This is a genomic window from Enterococcus ureasiticus (genome assembly GCF_001730285.1).
GTDB classification, from domain to species: Bacteria; Bacillota; Bacilli; order Lactobacillales; family Enterococcaceae; genus Enterococcus_L; species Enterococcus_L ureasiticus.
On the sequence record NZ_MIJZ01000013.1, the window covers coordinates 49,442 to 68,290 of the forward strand.

23 protein-coding genes and 1 other RNA gene are annotated in these 18,849 nt (G+C 35.9%); 4 read left to right on the top strand and 20 right to left on the bottom strand.

Annotation, left to right across the window (positions count from 1 at the left end; translation table 11 throughout):
* Window positions 1-38: 38 nt before the first annotated feature.
* The 5 genes from BCR21_RS08640 to BCR21_RS08660 are packed head-to-tail and all read right to left on the bottom strand — an operon-like array spanning window position 39 to window position 3,538.
* Window positions 39-686 (bottom strand): beta/alpha barrel domain-containing protein, encoded by a 648-nt coding sequence (locus tag BCR21_RS08640; protein ID WP_069646074.1) that lies wholly within the window; start codon window positions 684-686, stop codon window positions 39-41.
* Between the two features lie 17 nt (window positions 687-703).
* Window positions 704-1,453, bottom strand: a complete 750-nt coding sequence (locus BCR21_RS08645) for a 16S rRNA (uracil(1498)-N(3))-methyltransferase (RefSeq protein ID WP_069646075.1) — start codon at window positions 1,451-1,453, stop codon at window positions 704-706.
* 1 nt (window position 1,454) lies between these two features.
* Window positions 1,455-2,402, bottom strand: a complete 948-nt coding sequence (prmA, locus tag BCR21_RS08650; RefSeq protein WP_069646076.1) for a 50S ribosomal protein L11 methyltransferase — start codon at window positions 2,400-2,402, stop codon at window positions 1,455-1,457.
* A 15-nt stretch (window positions 2,403-2,417) separates the two neighbouring features.
* The gene (locus BCR21_RS08655; RefSeq protein WP_069646077.1) at window positions 2,418-2,903 is read right to left on the bottom strand and encodes a DUF3013 family protein; all 486 of its coding nucleotides are present in this window, start codon (window positions 2,901-2,903) and stop codon (window positions 2,418-2,420) included.
* Complete coding sequence (locus BCR21_RS08660; protein WP_139125638.1) at window positions 2,900-3,538, bottom strand: DNA-3-methyladenine glycosylase; 639 nt, start codon at window positions 3,536-3,538, stop codon at window positions 2,900-2,902. Before BCR21_RS08660 ends, BCR21_RS08655 begins: the two co-directional genes overlap by 4 nt.
* A gap of 358 nt (window positions 3,539-3,896) precedes the next feature.
* Here BCR21_RS08660 and BCR21_RS08665 point away from each other — a divergent pair, with 358 nt between their 5' ends.
* The 4 genes from BCR21_RS08665 (at window position 3,897) to BCR21_RS08680 (ending at window position 6,365) form a co-directional block, all read left to right on the top strand.
* Window positions 3,897-5,183, top strand: coding sequence for a replication-associated recombination protein A (locus BCR21_RS08665; protein ID WP_069646078.1), 1,287 nt, complete (start codon window positions 3,897-3,899; stop codon window positions 5,181-5,183).
* 65 nt (window positions 5,184-5,248) lie between these two features.
* Window positions 5,249-5,442: non-coding RNA, 6S RNA (gene ssrS / locus BCR21_RS08670), on the top strand.
* A gap of 69 nt (window positions 5,443-5,511) precedes the next feature.
* A complete protein-coding gene (locus tag BCR21_RS08675) occupies window positions 5,512-5,790 on the top strand; it encodes a hypothetical protein (RefSeq protein ID WP_069646465.1) in 279 nt (92 codons plus the stop codon).
* A gap of 98 nt (window positions 5,791-5,888) precedes the next feature.
* Complete coding sequence (locus BCR21_RS08680) at window positions 5,889-6,365, top strand: universal stress protein (RefSeq protein ID WP_069646079.1); 477 nt, start codon at window positions 5,889-5,891, stop codon at window positions 6,363-6,365.
* A gap of 54 nt (window positions 6,366-6,419) precedes the next feature.
* Here the strand turns inward: BCR21_RS08680 and BCR21_RS08685 are convergent, their stop codons facing one another.
* The 15 genes from BCR21_RS08685 to BCR21_RS08755 all read right to left on the bottom strand — a co-directional run bounded on the left by BCR21_RS08685 (window position 6,420) and on the right by BCR21_RS08755 (window position 18,845).
* Entirely contained in the window at window positions 6,420-7,607 is a 1,188-nt protein-coding gene (locus tag BCR21_RS08685) for an acetate kinase (protein ID WP_069646080.1), read from the bottom strand.
* Between the two features lie 25 nt (window positions 7,608-7,632).
* Complete coding sequence (locus BCR21_RS08690; protein WP_069646466.1) at window positions 7,633-8,640, bottom strand: class I SAM-dependent methyltransferase; 1,008 nt, start codon at window positions 8,638-8,640, stop codon at window positions 7,633-7,635.
* Window positions 8,641-8,887: 247 nt separating this feature from the next.
* On the bottom strand, window positions 8,888-9,247 hold the full coding sequence (gene comGG / locus BCR21_RS08695; protein ID WP_069646081.1) for a competence type IV pilus minor pilin ComGG: 360 nt from the start codon (window positions 9,245-9,247) through the stop codon (window positions 8,888-8,890).
* Window positions 9,240-9,713, bottom strand: coding sequence for a competence type IV pilus minor pilin ComGF (gene comGF, locus BCR21_RS08700; protein ID WP_069646082.1), 474 nt, complete (start codon window positions 9,711-9,713; stop codon window positions 9,240-9,242). The genes comGG and comGF overlap by 8 nt, the downstream gene beginning before the upstream one ends.
* Window positions 9,679-10,002 carry a competence type IV pilus minor pilin ComGE gene (gene comGE / locus BCR21_RS08705; protein WP_069646083.1) on the bottom strand — a complete coding sequence of 108 codons (324 nt, stop codon included), beginning with the start codon at window positions 10,000-10,002 and terminating at the stop codon, window positions 9,679-9,681. The genes comGF and comGE overlap by 35 nt, the downstream gene beginning before the upstream one ends.
* Window positions 9,977-10,405 (bottom strand): competence type IV pilus minor pilin ComGD, encoded by a 429-nt coding sequence (comGD, locus tag BCR21_RS08710; protein ID WP_069646084.1) that lies wholly within the window; start codon window positions 10,403-10,405, stop codon window positions 9,977-9,979. The genes comGE and comGD overlap by 26 nt, the downstream gene beginning before the upstream one ends.
* Before the next feature lie 11 nt (window positions 10,406-10,416).
* Window positions 10,417-10,698, bottom strand: coding sequence for a competence type IV pilus major pilin ComGC (gene comGC / locus BCR21_RS08715; protein ID WP_069646085.1), 282 nt, complete (start codon window positions 10,696-10,698; stop codon window positions 10,417-10,419).
* Window positions 10,695-11,741, bottom strand: coding sequence for a competence type IV pilus assembly protein ComGB (gene comGB / locus BCR21_RS08720; protein ID WP_084013278.1), 1,047 nt, complete (start codon window positions 11,739-11,741; stop codon window positions 10,695-10,697). Before comGB ends, comGC begins: the two co-directional genes overlap by 4 nt.
* Window positions 11,695-12,657, bottom strand: coding sequence for a competence type IV pilus ATPase ComGA (gene comGA / locus BCR21_RS08725; RefSeq protein ID WP_069646086.1), 963 nt, complete (start codon window positions 12,655-12,657; stop codon window positions 11,695-11,697). The genes comGB and comGA overlap by 47 nt, the downstream gene beginning before the upstream one ends.
* A gap of 480 nt (window positions 12,658-13,137) precedes the next feature.
* On the bottom strand, window positions 13,138-14,466 hold the full coding sequence (locus BCR21_RS08730) for an APC family permease (RefSeq protein ID WP_069646087.1): 1,329 nt from the start codon (window positions 14,464-14,466) through the stop codon (window positions 13,138-13,140).
* Window positions 14,467-14,613: 147 nt separating this feature from the next.
* Window positions 14,614-15,324 carry an L-ribulose-5-phosphate 4-epimerase gene (locus BCR21_RS08735; protein WP_139125639.1) on the bottom strand — a complete coding sequence of 237 codons (711 nt, stop codon included), beginning with the start codon at window positions 15,322-15,324 and terminating at the stop codon, window positions 14,614-14,616.
* Entirely contained in the window at window positions 15,314-16,174 is an 861-nt protein-coding gene (locus BCR21_RS08740; protein WP_069646088.1) for an L-ribulose-5-phosphate 3-epimerase, read from the bottom strand. Before BCR21_RS08740 ends, BCR21_RS08735 begins: the two co-directional genes overlap by 11 nt.
* A 5-nt stretch (window positions 16,175-16,179) precedes the next feature.
* On the bottom strand, window positions 16,180-16,818 hold the full coding sequence (locus BCR21_RS08745; RefSeq protein ID WP_069646089.1) for a 3-keto-L-gulonate-6-phosphate decarboxylase UlaD: 639 nt from the start codon (window positions 16,816-16,818) through the stop codon (window positions 16,180-16,182).
* Between the two features lie 73 nt (window positions 16,819-16,891).
* Window positions 16,892-17,191, bottom strand: coding sequence for a PTS sugar transporter subunit IIB (locus BCR21_RS08750; RefSeq protein WP_010764215.1), 300 nt, complete (start codon window positions 17,189-17,191; stop codon window positions 16,892-16,894).
* A gap of 175 nt (window positions 17,192-17,366) precedes the next feature.
* Window positions 17,367-18,845: a PTS ascorbate transporter subunit IIC gene (locus BCR21_RS08755; protein ID WP_069646090.1), complete on the bottom strand. Its 1,479-nt coding sequence runs from the start codon at window positions 18,843-18,845 to the stop codon at window positions 17,367-17,369.
* Window positions 18,846-18,849 lie beyond the last annotated feature (4 nt).

The window sequence follows — 18,849 nt, forward strand, 5'->3', positions numbered from 1 at the left end:
TATACTAACATTTTTCTGGATTTTCAATTCCTCAAGTCTTAATTCCATTTTGAAATCAAAGGTAAAATCTCACGACCGTTGCTAATTCCGATATAAGACGCCCCGGCTTGAAAAAGAAGCTCGATTTCAAGTAAGGTTGGCGCTTTAACATTTATTTGAAACGTCATTCGTTTTTTTCTACCTGTTCTGAAAATGCTCATATCATAAATAGCCTGTTCCATTGTCAAATTCATACCTAAAGAAACAGCACTAACATTCAGCTCTACAAGTTCCATCATTAATACCTGTTTTTGATTATCCGTTAAATGACTGCTGTCTAAAAAGAACCCTAGAGCATTTCGCCCAAACGACAGCTGTTCTAAAGCTTGATAACTTTGATTTCCATAAATCTCCAACTGTTCCGGTGCCATAGTCACAAAAACATCCGATGCACCCTCTCTGTACAACTGTCCTGTTTCAAACGCTTTTTTTGCTAATGTTCCACGACCTAGTGGAAAATCAACGAAACTGCCTACTTGAATCGTCGTTCCTGTTAATAATTGTTTTGCCCTTGCAACATTATAAGGTAAAACAAAAACTGAACGAACAGGAAATTCTTTTAAAAAAAGAATTTCTTCTGTGAACTGTTGATCTGTAAACGATGGATCCATTAACATAATTGAAAGTCGTTGCAACTCTAACTCCATAAATAGCCCCCTATACCTTACACTAATTCAAATTGATAACTAATAGCGCTTAAAACATACATTGGCGCCGTTTCTGCACGTAAAATCCGTGGACCTAAGCCACAAATAATACCGCCATATTCTTGAAATGTTTCAATTTCAGCTGGTGAAAAACCACCCTCTGGCCCAAAAATTATCAGGATAGATTCTCCAACTTTTAATTCAGAAAGTGCTGTTGCAAAGCGACTGCGTTCCCCAACTTTTGCAGACTCTTCGTAAGCGATCAACACTTTATCATAACTAGAAAAAACATCGATCAGTTCTTGTTCTTTCTCTAATAATACAATGTCTGGTGCAAACTGACGATGAGATTGTTCCGCCGCTTCTGTTGCAATTTTTTTCAAGCGGTCCCTTTTTTTTGCCAATTTTTTATGATCCCACTTCACAACAGAAGCTTTAGCTGGAAACCCAATAAATTTATGGCTGCCAAGCTCCGTTCCTTTTTGGACTACCCATTCTAGTTTATCCCCTTTAGGATGACCACAAGCAATGGTCACATTGACTGGCAATTCTTTTTCAGCTTGTTCTTTACTGACTTCTTTTAAATAAACGGCATCTTCTGTAATCTCGGTGATTTCAGCAATGATCGCCAAACGATCGCTAAACGCCAAGAAAACTTGCTGTTCCGTTTCCATCCGCATCACTCGAACGATGTGATGATAATTTTCCCCTGTGATCACATAGTGCTCTTTGGCTTCATAAGGTTCAGTTAGAAAGTAACGCTGCATCTTACTCTTCCTCTGTTTTCTTTAAAATAATCGCATACCAATCTCCTTGTTGGAAAATCTGATCCACAAGAAAACCTGCTTCTGTCATTTTTTCTACGATCATTGCCTTTTTCTCATGAATGATCCCAGAAACAATCAGCGTTCCATCATTTTTCAATAAACGCCATGCATCTTCGATCATCAATGTTATGATGTCGGCTAAAATATTGGCTACGATCACATCTGCTTCGATGGTTACATCTTTCAACAGGTCATTAGCTGAAACATGAACGTCACTTGCGATCGGATTCATATCCATATTTTCTTTTGCCGCAGTCACAGCAACTTCATCTAAATCATAGGCATAAACTTCTTTTGCCCCTAAATATTTACTTGCAATACTCAACACACCAGAACCAGTTCCAACATCAAGAAGCGTTTCGCCCCCTCGCAACACGGTTTCCAAAGCTTGTAACGTTAAACGAGTTGTTGGATGTGTCCCTGTTCCAAAAGCCATTCCTGGATCCAAGGTAATTATTTTTTCAAACTCATCTTGTGCCTCATATTTTTCCCAGCTTGGAACGATCGTTAGAAAACGAGTCACGCGAACTGGATGATAATACTTTTTCCAAGCTGTTGCCCAATCACTTTCAGCTACTTCGCTAACACTCACTTCATTTTTACCGATTGCAAGCCCAAATTCTGGCAAACGAGTGATACTTTCTTTAATAAAAGGAAGTATTTCTGGTAAAAAAGTCGTTTCAGGGAAATAGGCCATGACCAAAGCACCTTCTTTGATATGTGTGAATTGTTCCTTATCAAGTAGTTCTCCATAAAGATCACTTTGGAAATTTTCGACATCTAAAGAATCTTCAATGGCAACACCACTGGCTCCTGCTTCCATCATAATATTTGAAATTGCTTCAACCGCTTCACTGGCTGTTTCAACTTTTACTTCTGTCCACTTCATACGATCACCTCTTTTTTAATAGCTTGGATAAGCGATATATTTATCGCCATCTGCTTTTTGATAATTTTGAACTGATTCTTCAAAGGCTTCTTGCGACCATTTCAGCTCGAATACTTCTTGTTCTTCGTCTGTTAAAAAGTCTAACAAGTCGCTTTGACCTTCTGTTAATACTTCGTTCAAATAGGCGACAAAACCATCTAATATGGATTGTTTGATCCCTTTTTTTCCTTCATAAGGAATACAAGCTAAATACTCGTCTTCATCTATAGAAGTTTTTTCAGGGTTATAAAATAAAATACCATCTTCAAATTCAATAATCTCTTCTTCTGAAACAGTCCCTTGCGCATCATCGATTTGTTCATGAGCTGTATTTTCAGCAAATAATCGGAAAACCACTTCGATTGAATGATTTTTCGCATTCCAATCAAGTGCTACATCATATTCTGTGATATTTTTTGTGAGTTGTTGATCTAGATAAGTTAACATCGTTGCTTTTTTCATTTATTTTCTTCCTTCCAGCCAAAGGCCTTTTGATCGATATCACTTCTTTTTTGTTTAGAAATATAAGGATTTCCTGCAACCACATACCTTAATGGCAAATCTGTCCAGATTCCTTTATTGGGAATTCCAATTCTAGGAAGTGAAATGATTTTTTGGGGTGTTTTTCTTTTTTCTGGAACGATCCGTAATGAACTGTCAAAAATCGATTGACCATATAATTCTCTGTCAATGCCTAAAGCTGCGACTAGCTTACCTGGACCATTTGACAACTCGATTCCTTTACGCCCCTTACGATTTTTTTCCATTTTTTCGATTCCATCAACGGGTTCAATGGCACGAATCATTACTCCTTGTGGGTTCCCTTTTTCTTGTGTTACCATATTTAAAATCAAATGCGTATGCATTGCATATAAATAAATCGTTCCCGGTTTTTCATACATAGCTTTTAGTCGTGGCGTATTCCGTAATCCAAAACTGTGAGCTGCCTCATCTTTTGGACCTAAGTAAGCCTCTGTATCAACGATATAGCCTGCAAGTGTACCCGTTTCAGTCTCATGTTCTAAGTACATCCCTAATAAAAACTGAGCGATTTCTTCAGTTGATTTTTTATTAAAAAAATTTATCGTGTCATTCATTATTTTTCACCACTTCCTATCATACACGAATCTAGGCCTATTATCCATTGAAATAACAAACGATTAGTAAGATAAATACCTGATTTTCCCTTTCACCATTTCTCAAAACTCGGCCGAATACAAACGTACGTTCTTTATGGTATAATAAGTAAATAAAGAATTTATTGTCTAGCTTCATGGGCTGAAATCTCAGATATTTGAGTAACCCACTACGCTTTTATTTATCTAGCTTCGCAGACTAACCTTTCGGAAAAAAGATAAAATACGATTGCGGCAAAAAACGCCGCCCTCGGATTTTCCTATTTTTCTGTCATGGTTGAACGAGTCTGCTACGCTTTTAAAATAAGGAGGTTCAACGATGCAAAAACCACTAGCTTACCGCATGCGACCACGTAATTTAGATGAAGTCGTTGGTCAACAACAACTTGTTGGTCCTGGAAAAATCATTCGTCGTATGGTGGAAGCACGTATGCTGTCTTCTATGATTTTATACGGCCCTCCGGGTACGGGTAAAACCAGTATTGCCAGTGCGATCGCAGGTTCTACAAGCTATGCTTTTCGCTTATTGAATGCAGCAACCGACACTAAAAAAGATCTTCAGATCGTCGCAGAAGAAGCAAAAATGAGCGGTACTGTAATCTTGTTGCTGGATGAGGTCCATCGTTTAGATAAAACAAAACAAGATTTTTTATTGCCCCATCTTGAGAGCGGTAGAATCATTATGATCGGAGCAACAACTGAGAATCCTTATATTACAATCAATCCAGCCATTCGAAGCCGGACACAAATTTTTGAAGTCAAACCTCTAACTGAATTAGATATTCAAAAAGCTGTCAAAGAAGCATTGTCTGATTCAGAGCGTGGTCTAGGAGAATTCCCAGTGGTTTTAGAAGAAAAAGCACTACAGCATTTATCCCGAGCAACCAATGGTGACTTGCGCAGTGCACTAAATGGACTGGAACTGGCTGTCAAATCCACACCTGAAAATGATGACAAAAAAATTGTGATCACCCTTTCCATTATTGAAGAATGTGTGCAACGCAAAGCCTTGACTCACGATAAAAATGGTGATGCTCATTACGATGTGATCTCTGCATTTCAAAAATCGATTCGCGGCAGTGACGTTGATGCCGCCCTTCATTATCTTGGCAGATTAGTTGAAGCTGGTGATCTACCAATTATTTGTCGCCGTTTAATGGTGATTGCATATGAAGATATCGGTTTAGGGAATCCACCTGCTGCAGCCCGTACCATCACTGCTGTTCAAGCTGCAGAAAAGCTTGGTTTTCCAGAAGCACGCATCCCTCTCGCTAGTGTTGTGATTGATTTATGCTTATCGCCAAAATCTAATTCTGCCATCAGCGCAATTGATGCTGCTTTAGCTGACATACGAGAAGGAAAAGCAGGAGATGTTCCTGATCATTTACGTGATAGTCATTATTCTGGTGCAAAAGAATTGAATCGAGGAATTGGTTACCAATATCCCCATAACTTTGAAAATGCTTGGGTCGATCAGCAATATCTTCCAGATAAAATAAAAAATGCCCATTATTATGAACCAATTGATACTGGAAAGTATGAACAAGCACTGCACCAACAGTATCAACGGATCCAGGACTGGAAAAAAGGAAAGAAAACTAAATAATAATCCGCTTTCAAATTGAAGCACCCTCGTTGCTGTTTGCTCCATGTTGTGCTATTATAAAGATGGTAAATCTGTGATGTACGCGTTGTCTTTTTTGTGTGTTGACCGAACATTTTATTGATATCTAGGGATCCTTCTGGTACCTAAGCTGGTAACAAGCCTTATCATTTGGTAGTTCGAAGCTGTCAGTCGTGGAACCCACCTGCTTTGTTTGCGGGTTCAATACTATAGGACGAATAACGGCATCGACGGATTTTACCATTTTTATTTAGATTACCAAACAATTTGCGGAGTGCAAATTGTTTTTTATTTGATGGAGGTTCAAGGCATGATTCGCATACTTATTTTTGTATCTGTAGCATTATTAGTTATTATTGGAATTTATTTATTAAAAAAGGCAACTGTTTTTTTGCCAATAATGCACAACGGTGAACCTGATGAAAATAAGCAGTTTTTACATCAGTTCGGTGTTTTTTATCTGATTTTAGCTGCTATCGGTATTTTAGTTGGAATCTTTAATTTAAAGTTTTTCTCGTTGTTCTATATTTTTAGCTTGCTTGTGATTTCAGCAGTATTCAGTGTTATGTTTGCCAAGAAGATTCTATAACAGTATCTTCTTTTTTATTTTCCTTTTTTACAGTTTTGTTCTACAATTAAAGTATTAAGAACTATCTATTTTCAACTATTTGAAAAGGAGTGGTCACAATGTTACAAAATTATCGTAAAATCATGGTTGCCGTTGATGGATCAAATGAAGCAGAATTAGCTTTTCAAAAAGCAATGAATGTCGCTATGAGAAATGATGCAGAGTTACTATTAGCTCACGTTATTGATACACGGGCATTTCAATCCGTTTCTTCTTTTGATGGTGTCTTAGCTGAACAAGCTACTGAAATGGCAAAACAAACACTTGAAGGTTACAAAAAACAAGCAAAAGAACATGGCTGTGAAAAAGTATCTAGTATCATTGAATATGGTTCTCCAAAACCCTTGATTGCAAAACAACTGCCTCAAGATCATGAAGTTGACTTGATCATGCTCGGTGCAACTGGTCTGAATGCCGTTGAACGATTGTTTATTGGCTCTGTTTCTGAATATGTTATCCGTAATGCCGCTTGTGATGTACTCGTGGTAAGAACCGATTTAGACAATAAAATTCCGGTTCAAAAAGACGAAGAATAGTTTATTCAATAAAAAAGCAACCCGCTAAAAAATCGGGTTGCTTTTTTTTGATTATTATTTTCTTAGACGCTCAACATCACGTGCAATCATTAATTCTTCATCAGTTGGAATCAATAATACTTTAACTTTAGAATCCTCTGTAGAAATCACTGATTCTTTTCCACGAACATTGTTTTTCTCATCATCTAATTCACAACCAAACCAAGTCATGCCTTTGATTACTTCACTACGAACATGTGAATCATTTTCACCGATTCCAGCAGTAAAGACAATTGCATCTACACCGTTTAAAACAGTTACATAACTACCGATGTATTTGCGGATACGATCTGTAAAGATATCATAAGCCACTTGAACAGCTTCTTTATCCATGTTTGCTTCTAAATCACGCATATCACTAGAAATGCCAGTCAAACCAAGTAAACCTGATTTTTTATTTAAGATGTCGATCATGTCTTTGATATCAGTCAATTCAAGTTTTTCCATTAGGTAAGCTAGTAAAGATGGATCGATATCTCCAGAACGAGTTCCCATTGTTACACCTGCAAGTGGTGTGAAGCCCATTGATGTATCAACAGATTTACCACCATCAACGGCAGTGATTGATGCACCGTTACCTAAGTGACAAGTAATGATTTTTAACTCTTCGATTGGACGACCAAGCATTTCTGCTGCACGTTCTGCAACAAATTTGTGGCTTGTTCCGTGTGCACCGTATTTACGAGCTGCATATTTGTCATAGTATTCAGTTGGAATACTGTATAAGAAATTGTGTTTTGGCATTGTTGTATGGAAAGATGTATCAAATACAGCAACACTGATAATATCAGGTAAGATTTTTTTGAACGCTTTGATTCCCATTGCATTTGCTGGATTGTGTAATGGTGCAAGTTCTGCTAATTTTTCAATTTTTGCTAAAACTTCATCGTCAATAACAACAGAATCTTTAAAGTCTTCTCCACCTGCAACAACACGATGGCCAACACCAGTAATTTCATCAAAAGAAGCCAAGATGTTTAATTCAGTTAATTTATCCAATAACATTTTTACTGCAACATCGTGATCATTGATGTCGATGATTTCTTCATATTTTTCGTCATTACCATATTTGATCGTAAAGATAGAATCATTCAAACCAATTCGTTCAACGATTCCTTTAGCGACTACTTCTTCAGTTGGCATTTGGTATAACTGCCATTTTAAACTTGAACTTCCAGCATTGATTGCAATTGTTTTAGACATAATATTCTCCTCTTTATCAGTTGTTTTATTTTAAATTTGAAGACTTCCAAGCCTCAAATTGTTGAAAAAATTGAGTTACTTTCGCAGGATCTTTCAATGAACCTAATTTTGCAACGAGCACTTCTTTTGCCTGCTCGCTATGGTCACCTTTATTTTGTACAAACAAAATACTTTTTCTTGATTGAACTGATTTAAAAAGTTCATCTGGTAACTGAATCATTCCCTGTAGATAAACATTTTTTTGCAGCCAATTTTTGAAGAACGAACTCTGTTCTGTCTCTAAAATATTGGTTGGTATCAAAAACAATCCATATCCGTCAGGTTTAACAAATTTCATTGCTTGTTCCATCAATAAGTGATGGGCATAACTATGCCCTTCTTCTGCTGCTGAGTCAAAGTCTTTTGCCTTTTCATCATTTGGATAATAACCGATGGGCAAATCACTGACAGCTACATCGACAGGATCAACAAGTAAGTCTTGTAATCCATCTTGATGGAATAATTGTATCGTTGCCTTTGTCCACTCATTATTGGTTGCTGAAACAGAAAGTAAGGTATCGTCGATATCCACACCAAAGCCTTGAACGGTGTACTTTGCTAAGTTCAGGTTAAGAATGATTGTCAACAGAAGATTACCCATGCCTGTTGCGATATCAAGAACTTTTAACGATTGTTCTGGGCTATACAGTTGCTCGATCAAATAAACAAATAAGAAGCCGATACTATCTGGCGTTAGTTGATGATTTGCCTGTAAGGACTCTGCTTTATTCCCTTTAAGTAAAATCAATTGAGACAAACGTCTAATCTCTTCTGGTTCCAATTCGATTGCTTGTAATTGTTGATAGATAGTTTTAAGTTTTTGAACAGTTTGTTCATCGGGTACTCCATCTTGCACACGCACTTGGTAATTATCGATGATATTTTCACCATTTTCAGTGTATGCATCTAAAAAAGAAGTATCTAAAGATCGTTTAAGCAATCCGATGGCCTGTTCCATTAAACCGAAAGCCTTTTCTATTTTCTCAGGGAACAAAAGAAACACCTCAATTTCCTTCTATAATATAACAATTTTCATACCTGTTCTATTTTAACGAAAAACCAGACAATAATCAATCAATTTCCTAATATTATTTGTAAATCAATGAACTACTCTTATTTTTACAAAAATCATAAAATGATTCTAATTGATTTTCTTTTAAAAACTAATCTCTGTATTAGTTTTTTTCATTATTAGTTTGATACACATTTCACAGATTTTTGATTGCTATCATTCTCCCGATTCAATCGGCTACAATATTAGTTTTGATTTGATTCTTTTTTACTTCTTTATATTGTTCTTGAAAGCTGTAAGTAGTTTGGTTCAATTGAACAACAATGCTTATTGTTGCTTGATCATATTCATATTGTAACGTCCCTATCGAAAAATTCTGATATCCTTTTTTTACAAGTTGTTGCTTCTCCTGCTTAATGTCTGAAAGAAACATACTTACCATTGTCTTGGCAATATAGTAATCTTTGGTCTTTTTCGTAAATCGATGTGTCAGCTGAAAGTCTTCCAAAACTAACGTAAAAATAAAACTAAATAAAAAAACAAATAATAATGCTGTAAGTAACACGCCTCCTTTGTATTTCTTATTCATACTCATGTTCCTGTGTGATGATCCATTTTGCCGTGACACTCAAGTTATTTTCGAAGGTTACTTTTATTACGACAGCTTTATCTTCCTCTATAAAAATTGCTTGTCTAATCCCAATCAAAAGAGGATGATAGCCTCCATTCTCAACTTTTATAATTTTGCCTAATTTATGCTCAATCCAAACTGGTTTATTATTTTTTTTATTTCTAAGAATCATTTTATTCGCTTGCGTATTTTCGTAGCGACAATTTTTCAACTCATTCTCTAGTTGAATCACAAATATATGCCATTCTTTTTGCCGATCACTTTTTATGTGGTTCGTCACAATAGTAGCATTCTTAACCGAAGCTGAAAAGAGCAAGCAGATAATTGATAATAGAAACAACGCAAGCAAACATTCGAGTAAGGTAAATCCTAAAAAACTATTTCGTATGTCACTCTTTCTTAATCGTAAAGCTCTCTTTTTCATCTATAATCTCCACTTTGATCAACTTATTTTCGGTTTTATAAAAGCGTAATTGATAGTTTCTATTTTCTATGTGTATATCTTGAATCAACGCTCCTCCATGATTTTCATAGTGCTTCATTTTTTCATATAAAACTCTGTGTAGTAATAATTGGTTGGTCGCTTGTTTATTCTTTTTCAACAGAAATGTATTTAGTGAAACGTAACTGCCAATTATCAAACACAGTAAACCTAATGCAATCAAGCTTTCAAGCAAAATATAGCCGCTATAATTGTTTGATTTTTTTAACATAGCGACCACTCCCTAATTGGAATTGAAATTCGATCAGTTGATTTTTTTCTATCCATGAAAAAGAAAATTTAGAAAGTTTTCCAATGTTTCCAGATCCTTTTTTGAAAATGATTTTTTCCGGTCCAGCAATTTGTAATGATACCGGAATCTCCAGTATTTCTTCTACTACTTGTCCGTTTTTGAAATTGATTTGTTGGCTTTGCTCAAAAAATATAACCTGTGTATCCACTGTATTTACAACTGCCATTTGCTGCGTAAAGAGCAATTTTTTCTCAAAAGAAGATAAAAACTGATCCACTTCTAATACCTGCTTCCATTTATTTATAGTAAGAGTTGGAAGTAGCATAAATATCGTACAAATAAACAAGACTACTAAAGATTCTATTAACGTAAAACCTTTCATATACATAAGCTCTACTTACTCGCCTGATACTTGTCATATTGTTCTTGTGTAATATATTCTTCTTTTAATAACTGGTCTACAGTAGGTATTTGATTTTTCTCCATACTATAAAGATCGATTTGTGTTTCTACTATTTTCACAATGGCTTCATTGCCTTTTTTATCTACTCCTTCTTTATGTTTTGAAAGATTAGGAACAAATAATAGGATCAAAACAGAAATTATCAGCAGTACAACAAGCATTTCTAGCAAGGTAAACCCTTTATAATTTATTTGTTGTTTTTTCTTTTTCATAAAAACTCCTCCATTCCACCATAAATAGGTAACAGCATTGCTGCATAAATACTAACAACCAATAATGCAACTACTAAAAAAATAATTGGTTGAATCCACTGAATAATTTTCTCCATTCGTTTAAAAAATCGCTGCCAACAAAGTTCGCTATATAAAATCAACTCTTTTCCTAAATTTCCTTTGACCTGCCCTTGCTGAATAATCAACGATAACTCTGGAGAAAAGAAAGTAAATCTTGGTAACTGTTCGTAAAAGGTATGTCCTAACATTGACCGTTCTTCAATCATTTCAGCCAATTCACTCATTAAAGATTGCTGATCTGCCCCTTGCATCAATTGGATGATCATTTTGATTTCTAGTCCTTGAGAAAATAGTTTGCCCCATTCAAGTGCAAAAAATGCTGAATTATATTCTCTATACAACTTCCCAACAAGTGGTATCTTCGAAACAAACTCTGCTCCTTGTATAAAGGTTCTTTTACTCAAATACCAACGCATCAAAAGAATCACGCTAGTTAGACCAAACATAATTGCCAGTATATAATATGGACTTTGCTGTATAAACTTAATCCCAATATTATCTGCTTGGATTGTGCCATTTGTCATTAATTGGGGCAGTAGAACTTGACGAATACTGATCAAAACCACTGTTAAAAAAAGCAAGAGCAATACAGGATAACTGATTACTTTATAGAAATTTTGTTGCTGTCTATCAACGATTTTCATATGCTGTTTGATTTTTTTTAGTGTTCCTGTTATATCTCCATGAGTTTGAGCAAATTCAATTTGGGTAATGATCGACGTCTTAAATCCAAGCTGAGCCAAGCCACCATGCAGCGAATCTCCACGTTCCATAATATGAATCAAGTAGTCGATAGTTGCCTCTGAAATCGAACGAGATTTCCTCATGAACACCAAACTTTCTTGAATTGTAAATCCATTACTTAATAAGTCTGCAAGCAACTGGATAAACAATTGCTGTTGCTGACTTGATAATTTAGTGCTCTTTTTCTTCTTCAAACGTTTGATTATCGATAAATCCATAGGCCCAAACCTTTCTTAATTCTGTTGACCATTTAGAAGTCATTTTTTTCGAAAATTTATAATCCATAAGTAACCCACTGATTTCCCTGTCATCAGGCGCCTTAAAAGGCAATAATCTTTGATAAATTATACCTGTTAAACATTCACCGATTTCTCTATGCTGCACGCCCAATTCAGCTAGCCGCTCATATACACCACTAATACTTCTTGCATGAATCGTTGCGAATACCGTATGCCCTGTAAGTGCAGCTCTGATTGCCGCTTGTGCAGTAAGTCCATCTCGAATTTCACCAATAATCAAAATGTCCGGTCTATGACGTAAACAAGCTTTGATCAATACATCATAAGTCAGATCAATTTTAGTATTGGTCTGCAGTTGTAGAAATGATCGTTCTTCAATTTCGACAGGATCTTCTATTGTGATCACTTGCTGAAATTGATCTGTCTCTTTCGCCAATTTATACATCAGTGTTGTTTTCCCAGATCCAACAGGTCCACAAAATAAATGTAAACCACGACGTTTTATATGCTTCCTAACAACCGTTAATTGTTGTGGTAAAAAATAATTTTCCTGACTATTTCCAAAAACATGTAAAAAACGAATCACTAAACTCTCCCTTTGTCTAAAATCGCCAACAGTTGATAAGCGTAACCGGATCTCTTTCTGATTGGCCACATATGTTGCAGCACCAACTTGTGCTTTCCTTCTCTCACCAACATCCATGCTGCCGATAAATTTAAAATGAAAAATCAATTTTTCTCCATCACTTTCATTTAATTCTTTGAAAATAACTCGGTGCTTTCCTTTCCTTGCAAACACCTGAACCTTATTCTCATTTGGCAAAATATAGATATCCTGTATGCATTCCTTCATCCCCCATTCGATTAACCCCATAGAAAGCTCTTTAATATCCATTTTCTTCCCTCCTTATAATAAAATACGCAGTTAAATTGAAAAATAGTGTAAAAAAAGAGGATGAAGCAAAACTAAAGAACAGTTTTGCTTCATCCTCTAAAACCACCTAAATGGTGAGAAATATTGTTTTTTTCTAAACACTAGCTATTTATCAGTTTTTAAAATGAAAATAAAGCTGCAAATGTTGAAAATCAACACTTACAGCTTTACCAAGAGTTCTGATGCACTATCTTCCCCAAAATAGTTTATCGTTTTGATATATCTATTATACTAAAAATTTGACCAGAATAACTTTCAGAAATTGTTAATTTTATTAAAATTTTTGAGAAAAAGTAGCTCTTGCTCAAAAGGGTTAAGCAAGAGCACTGCTTTATCTAGTGATAAAGACTTAGATCACCTTTATTATACCAAATAATCTTTGATGTTTTTCTCAATATCTTAGTCTAAAGTGATAAATTTTTGACAATAAATGAAAATTATTTAATCTTTAATGCTTTTATTTTTTTGATTCATCAGATAGACTGGAACTCCTAGCAAGGTCACTCCAATTCCAATACTAGCCAATAGTGTTTGCGTAAACAACGTAGTAACCAAAATAAATAATCCTCCGAAGATCGCTATAATGGGAATAACTGGATAAAAAGGCACCTTATAAGGACGATTTAGCTCTGGTTCTTTTTTTCTTAGAATCAACACTGCAGAAAAAATCAATAAACTAAACAGCCACATAACAAAAACTAACATATCCGTTAATAAATCAAAACTTCCTAAAAACATCATGATTGCGGCAATGCCAAATTGAACGATTCCTGCAATATATGGAACAACAAATCTTTTGGATAATTTTTGAAATTGTTTGCTAAAAGGAATCATCTCTTCTAATGCTAATGCATAAGGAACTCGAATTCCTGTCATCGTGTATCCATTTAACGCCCCATATACAGAGATTAAAATACCTATTGTCACTAACTTCCCGCCAAACGAACCAAAAATTTGATTTGAAGCGTCTGAAGCTGCATTTAAATTTCCAGAAAGTTGTTCAATCGGTAATGTTTTAAGAAAAACCAAATTGATCAAAACATATACAATTGTAATAAACGTCAATCCTAAAAAAATCGCCTTTGGTAAATCTTTTTCTGGCCGTTTCATTTCACCTGCTACAGCCCCAACACCTAACCAGCCATCATAAGCAAACATAGTTGCTAGTAAGGAACCGCTAAGTGCTTGGATAAAACTGCCATCTCCACCAGCTTTTATAGGAAATAATGACACTTCAACATTTTCCGGTATAAAAAGTCCTACCAATACGATTAAAGCAATTGGGATCATTTTTACAATCAATGTGACTGATTGTAAATTCGAAGCCGTTTTAGTTCCTAACAGATTGATTAGAGTCACACTTAACCCTGTTCCCAAAGCTACTGGCAAAAGAAAATCATTCGATAAATGAAATAAGTGAATAAATTGTGTACTAAAAATAATCGATAAAGCTGCAATATTAGCTGGAAAATAAATCACACTTTGTGCCCAACCAAGTAAAAAACCAGGTAGCTTTCCATAAGTATATTCAATATATTTAACAGCTCCACCCGTTTTTGGAATTGCTGTAGCTAATTCAGCACTAGTCAAACCTGCACATAAGGTTAAAATACCACCTAATATCCAAGCAAAAATCGTTAAACTTGATGATTGAGCAAAACTAACCACACTTGCTGTTTTAAAAAAGACTCCCGCACCAATAACCGTACCCATAACTGTTGAAAAAGCGCCAAACAAAGAAATTTCACGCTTTAACTGATTCTCCCCCATACTCGTCCTCTTTCTCTCTTTTAAGTTATTTTTCTAGTATAACTTTTCTAAGTTTAAATTCAAGTGATTCACAAATTAAAACACAAAAACGTGCAGATAAAGTCTTTATCAGACTTATCTGCACGTTTAAATGAACCCAATTTATTTTTAAATTTGTCCATAATAGGCATTTGCACCATGTTTTCTAAAATAATGCTTATCTAAAAGATATTGTGGAATTGGCAGAACTGTATCATTTACGACTTCTGTTACTGCCGCCATCTCAGCTATCTCGTCTAAAACAATACTATTTTCTACAGCTTTTTGAGGCGTTTGTCCCCATGTAAAAGGCCCGTGCCCATAAACTAACACCCCTGGAACAGCTAAAGGATCAATATTTTTTTCCTTAAATGTTTCTACAATCACGTTTCCAGTCTCAAGTTCGTAAGCTGAAGAAACTTCTTTCGATGTTAATTGACGAGTACAAGGAACAACACCATAAAACGTATCTGCGTGAGTGGTACCATATGCCGGTATTTCTCGACCAGCTTGTGCCCACATTACTGCATTTTTTGAATGTGTATGTACCACTGAATTAATTTCTTTGAATGCTTTGTATAATTCAACATGGGTAGCTAAATCAGAAGACGGCTTCAATTTCCCTTCCAATACCTCACCATTTAAGTCAGTCACAACCATATCGCACGCTTTCATTGTACTATAAGGAACGCCGCTTGGCTTGATAACGATTAGTCCTGAATCTCTATTGATTTCACTGACATTTCCCCATGTGAGCTTGACCAAACCAGCCTCTGGCAGAGCTAAGTTTGCAGTAAAAACTCGTTCTTTCATCTCTTGGATCAATACTTTAGTTGTCAATATAGCCGGCCTCCTTTAGATATGGGAACAGAAATGCCTTTGCTTGTTCTATTTCTTTTTCAGGTGTTTCGCTATTTTCACTCCACATTTCGATTAAAAATGGGCCAGCATACTCCAAGCGTTTCAAGGTTTTAAGACAACCTAAAAAATCGACACAGCCGGCACCAAATGGAACTTCTTTAAATTTCCCGGCAAACTGTTCAGTTACAGCTAAGGTATCTTTCAAATGAATCGCAGAAATCTGATCGATCCCGATTTCTAACTCATAACCAACATCGTTTTCTGGCCATGCTGATAAATTACCGAGATCAGGATATACTTGTAAGTAAGGCGAACGAATTTGTTCTTTGATCTTTAAAAATTTAGAGATAGAATTCATAAATGGATCATCCATGATTTCTATTGATAAAACGATTTCCTTTGAGGCAGCTAGTGCTACCGCTTTTTTTAGATTTTCTATAAAATATTCCCTTGATGTCAGAGTTTTAGTCTCATAATAGACATCATAGCCTGCTAATTGAATCGTGCGTACACCCAAATCAGAGGCTAAATTTATAGCTTTTTCCATTAACATCAGAGCAACTACTCGTTTCTCTTGATCTTCAGAGCCAAAAGGAAAACGCCGATGTCCACTTAAACAGATTGATAGTATCTTTATATCTGTTTCATGGATTGCTTCTCTCACTTCTTTACGCTCTGCATTTGTCCAGTCTAATCTTTTGAGGCGTTCATCGGTTTCGTCGATAGACATTTCAATAAAATCAAATCCCAACTTCTTTGTAAGTAATAGGCGCTCTTTCCAACTAATGTTTTTAGGAAGTGCCTTCTCGTAGATTCCTAATGTAGTCATCAACTTTACCCCCAAATTCGTTTTATTTCATCTTGAAAATCCTGTGCCGCTTTTTTAGGATTGGCAGAAGCTGTAATACCTCGACCTGTAATAAACGTATATACATCAAGATCTTTGAATAATTTTAATGTTTCCACGTCTAATCCGCCAGTGACTGAAACTCTGAAACCCATCTCAATCAATTTTTTTACTTTTTCTAAATCTTTTTCTCCCCAAGTTTCCCCTGCTAAAAGTGCATCTCGGCTTTGATGATAAATCGCCTGGGAGATACCCGCATCCAACCATTTTTGTGCCTGCTCGTATGTCCAGTCTCCATATAATTCAACTTGAACTTCTTCAACTTCTTTCGCTGCTGCTTTCATGGTTGGAATCGTTGCACAACAAATGACTGTCATCCAATCTGCCCCAGCATCACGACAGTTTTTTGCCACCGTTCCGCCAGCATCAGCACATTTTGTATCTGCAACTACTTTTTTGTCAGGATACAATGCTCGAATACAGCGAACGGCTTCTGCCCCTGCTTGCAAGCAAAGAATCGTTCCAACTTCCACGATATCCACGATTTCACCAACTGAAACCACATCTTTGATTGCACTAGGTAAATCTGAATGGTCTAATGCTACCTGTAAATTTGGTCTACTCATTTACTTCTCTCCTTACTCTTTATCCATAATCGTCAGGATGGACAGCTTTTCCACCCTGACTAGGTCTACTAAATTATTTAAATTTGGCAGCTAACTCTGTTTCTTGCACACGTTCACTGATTTCTTTAGCAGACATGACATTTTTTACGCCGACGACTGTGATCCCTTTTTTCTTAGCATCATCAAACATATTTAGAAAATTCATTGGACAAAATACAACATCGTATTGTCCTGCGGTACTTTTTCCTTCCGAAATTGCACAATGGTGAATATTGGTAATATTAAATCCTAATTCTTTCAATGCCTTTTCAACACTCTTTTTCATCATTAAACTTGTTCCTGATCCATTTGCACATGATACTAATACTCTCATTTTAATTTCCTCCTAAATTTGAAAACATAGTAGGCACGTAGAAAAACAGGAAAAAATGCTCGAGACGTTCTTTGTCCCATTTATTTTTTATCTTTTTCTCGAAACCCTCACTCCTTAAAGCATTAGCTCTTAGGAATTGATGACATTGAAGCAAATCCAACACAGCTAGATAATGTTACGCACCTTTGGCCGCCATTTTTTTCACATATTCATCATAATCTTCAGCAATCAAGAAATACCCTTCTGGATTGGCTCTATACTGTAATTGCGGAATTGCCAGCAGGATAATCACCACCAAAGCAACACCAAAATAACCCAAATATTTCATTAACAACGTCATTACTGGCCAAACGGTTGCCCAATCAAACATGCCAATATAGCCGCCGTACTGTGATAACCCGATAAATGCTGCTATCAAAGCAGACCCTAACACTTGAATCACACCTGAAATAAATGGGAAAATGCAAGCTGCTTTAAATCCACCACGATTATTTGCGTAAACCGCAATCACCGCATTATCAAAGAATAGTGGAATGAATCCTGCAATAACAATCACTGGCGATTTAAATAGAATCAATAACCCGATTGTTATAAACTGCCCTAAAGCACCAAACAAAAATCCAATCGTCACGGCATTTGGTGAACCAAAACCAAAAGTCGCAGCTACATCAATCCCAGGGACTGCACCAGGTAATAAGGTATTCGATATTCCTTGGAAGGACTCAGTTAACTCGGAAACGAAGGTTCGAACCCCTAATTGCAAAATAGCTAGGAAAACTGCAAAGTATAATGCTGTTTGTAAAATATAGAAAAAGAAACTTTGCCCTTCCACCATGAACCCTGCATCAATTAGATAAGCAGGTCCTAATACAACTAAAATAATGCCAAAGAAAAAGAGCATCAAGATTGATGTTGCAACCATATTCTCATTGAAAATCGACAAGAAACCTGGCAATTGTACATCTTCCAGTTTGCGATTATTTTTATCTTTTTTCATTTTTTCCGCTAGTCGAGCAAAGATATAAACACCAAACATCTGTTGATGGGCAATTGCAAAGCCCGCGCCTTCAGTCAAATCTTGCGTGATATCAACTGTTAAGTTTGAACCAACTGCCCAATAACAGCCTAAAATAAGTCCCATGATCAGCAATATTTGAATTTGTCCTAAATTAGGAAAACAAAACAATAAAATCCAAAATGCTGTGGCGGCTTGTTGAATTTGAACATTCCCCGTTGTAAAAACCGCTCGCAACTTTGTATATTTTTTGAAACGAACCAATAAGATATTCATGACAAAGGCAATCAATAATAAAATCATCGTATCACTAAATGTCCGCCCAAAAGTTTCTTCAATTCCTGCTGTTACAGCATTTTGCCCAAAATAAGGATCAATGACCATCGCATCTAAATTGAAACGTTCTTTTAAACCAACTAGAATTGGCCGAAAATTATTAACTAAACCGCCTGAACCAACAGTCAAAATCAAATAGCCAACTGTTGCTTTTAAAAAACCGGCAATACTTTCATACAAGGGCTTTTTGAGTAGAACATAGCCTAATAGAACTATAAACCCAATTAAAAATGCTGGTTGCGTCAAAATATTTGCAGCGAAATAATCCCAAATCCCCATCAGAAAATCTAATACTTGTGTCATTTAC

Bases quoted from the DNA above. Each gene is read 5' to 3' on its own strand.
- BCR21_RS08750 (WP_010764215.1), bottom strand. From the start codon at position 17,191: ATGAGAGTATTAGTATCATGTGCAAATGGATCAGGAACAAGTTTAATG.
- BCR21_RS08660 (WP_139125638.1), bottom strand. From the start codon at position 3,538: ATGAATGACACGATAAATTTTTTTAATAAAAAATCAACTGAAGAAATC.
- comGF (WP_069646082.1), bottom strand. From the start codon at position 9,713: ATGAAAAAGAGAGCTTTACGATTAAGAAAGAGTGACATACGAAATAGT.
- BCR21_RS08680 (WP_069646079.1), top strand. From the start codon at position 5,889: ATGTTACAAAATTATCGTAAAATCATGGTTGCCGTTGATGGATCAAAT.
- BCR21_RS08645 (WP_069646075.1), bottom strand. From the start codon at position 1,453: ATGCAGCGTTACTTTCTAACTGAACCTTATGAAGCCAAAGAGCACTAT.
- comGC (WP_069646085.1), bottom strand. From the start codon at position 10,698: ATGAAAAAGAAAAAACAACAAATAAATTATAAAGGGTTTACCTTGCTA.
- BCR21_RS08730 (WP_069646087.1), bottom strand. From the start codon at position 14,466: ATGGGGGAGAATCAGTTAAAGCGTGAAATTTCTTTGTTTGGCGCTTTT.
- BCR21_RS08655 (WP_069646077.1), bottom strand. From the start codon at position 2,903: ATGAAAAAAGCAACGATGTTAACTTATCTAGATCAACAACTCACAAAA.
- prmA (WP_069646076.1), bottom strand. From the start codon at position 2,402: ATGAAGTGGACAGAAGTAAAAGTTGAAACAGCCAGTGAAGCGGTTGAA.
- BCR21_RS08755 (WP_069646090.1), bottom strand. From the start codon at position 18,845: ATGACACAAGTATTAGATTTTCTGATGGGGATTTGGGATTATTTCGCT.
- comGD (WP_069646084.1), bottom strand. From the start codon at position 10,405: ATGAAAGGTTTTACGTTAATAGAATCTTTAGTAGTCTTGTTTATTTGT.
- BCR21_RS08675 (WP_069646465.1), top strand. From the start codon at position 5,512: ATGATTCGCATACTTATTTTTGTATCTGTAGCATTATTAGTTATTATT.
- comGA (WP_069646086.1), bottom strand. From the start codon at position 12,657: ATGGATATTAAAGAGCTTTCTATGGGGTTAATCGAATGGGGGATGAAG.
- BCR21_RS08740 (WP_069646088.1), bottom strand. From the start codon at position 16,174: ATGACTACATTAGGAATCTACGAGAAGGCACTTCCTAAAAACATTAGT.
- comGE (WP_069646083.1), bottom strand. From the start codon at position 10,002: ATGTTAAAAAAATCAAACAATTATAGCGGCTATATTTTGCTTGAAAGC.
- comGG (WP_069646081.1), bottom strand. From the start codon at position 9,247: ATGAATAAGAAATACAAAGGAGGCGTGTTACTTACAGCATTATTATTT.
- BCR21_RS08665 (WP_069646078.1), top strand. From the start codon at position 3,897: ATGCAAAAACCACTAGCTTACCGCATGCGACCACGTAATTTAGATGAA.
- BCR21_RS08745 (WP_069646089.1), bottom strand. From the start codon at position 16,818: ATGAGTAGACCAAATTTACAGGTAGCATTAGACCATTCAGATTTACCT.
- BCR21_RS08640 (WP_069646074.1), bottom strand. From the start codon at position 686: ATGGAGTTAGAGTTGCAACGACTTTCAATTATGTTAATGGATCCATCG.
- comGB (WP_084013278.1), bottom strand. From the start codon at position 11,741: ATGGATTTATCGATAATCAAACGTTTGAAGAAGAAAAAGAGCACTAAA.
- BCR21_RS08685 (WP_069646080.1), bottom strand. From the start codon at position 7,607: ATGTCTAAAACAATTGCAATCAATGCTGGAAGTTCAAGTTTAAAATGG.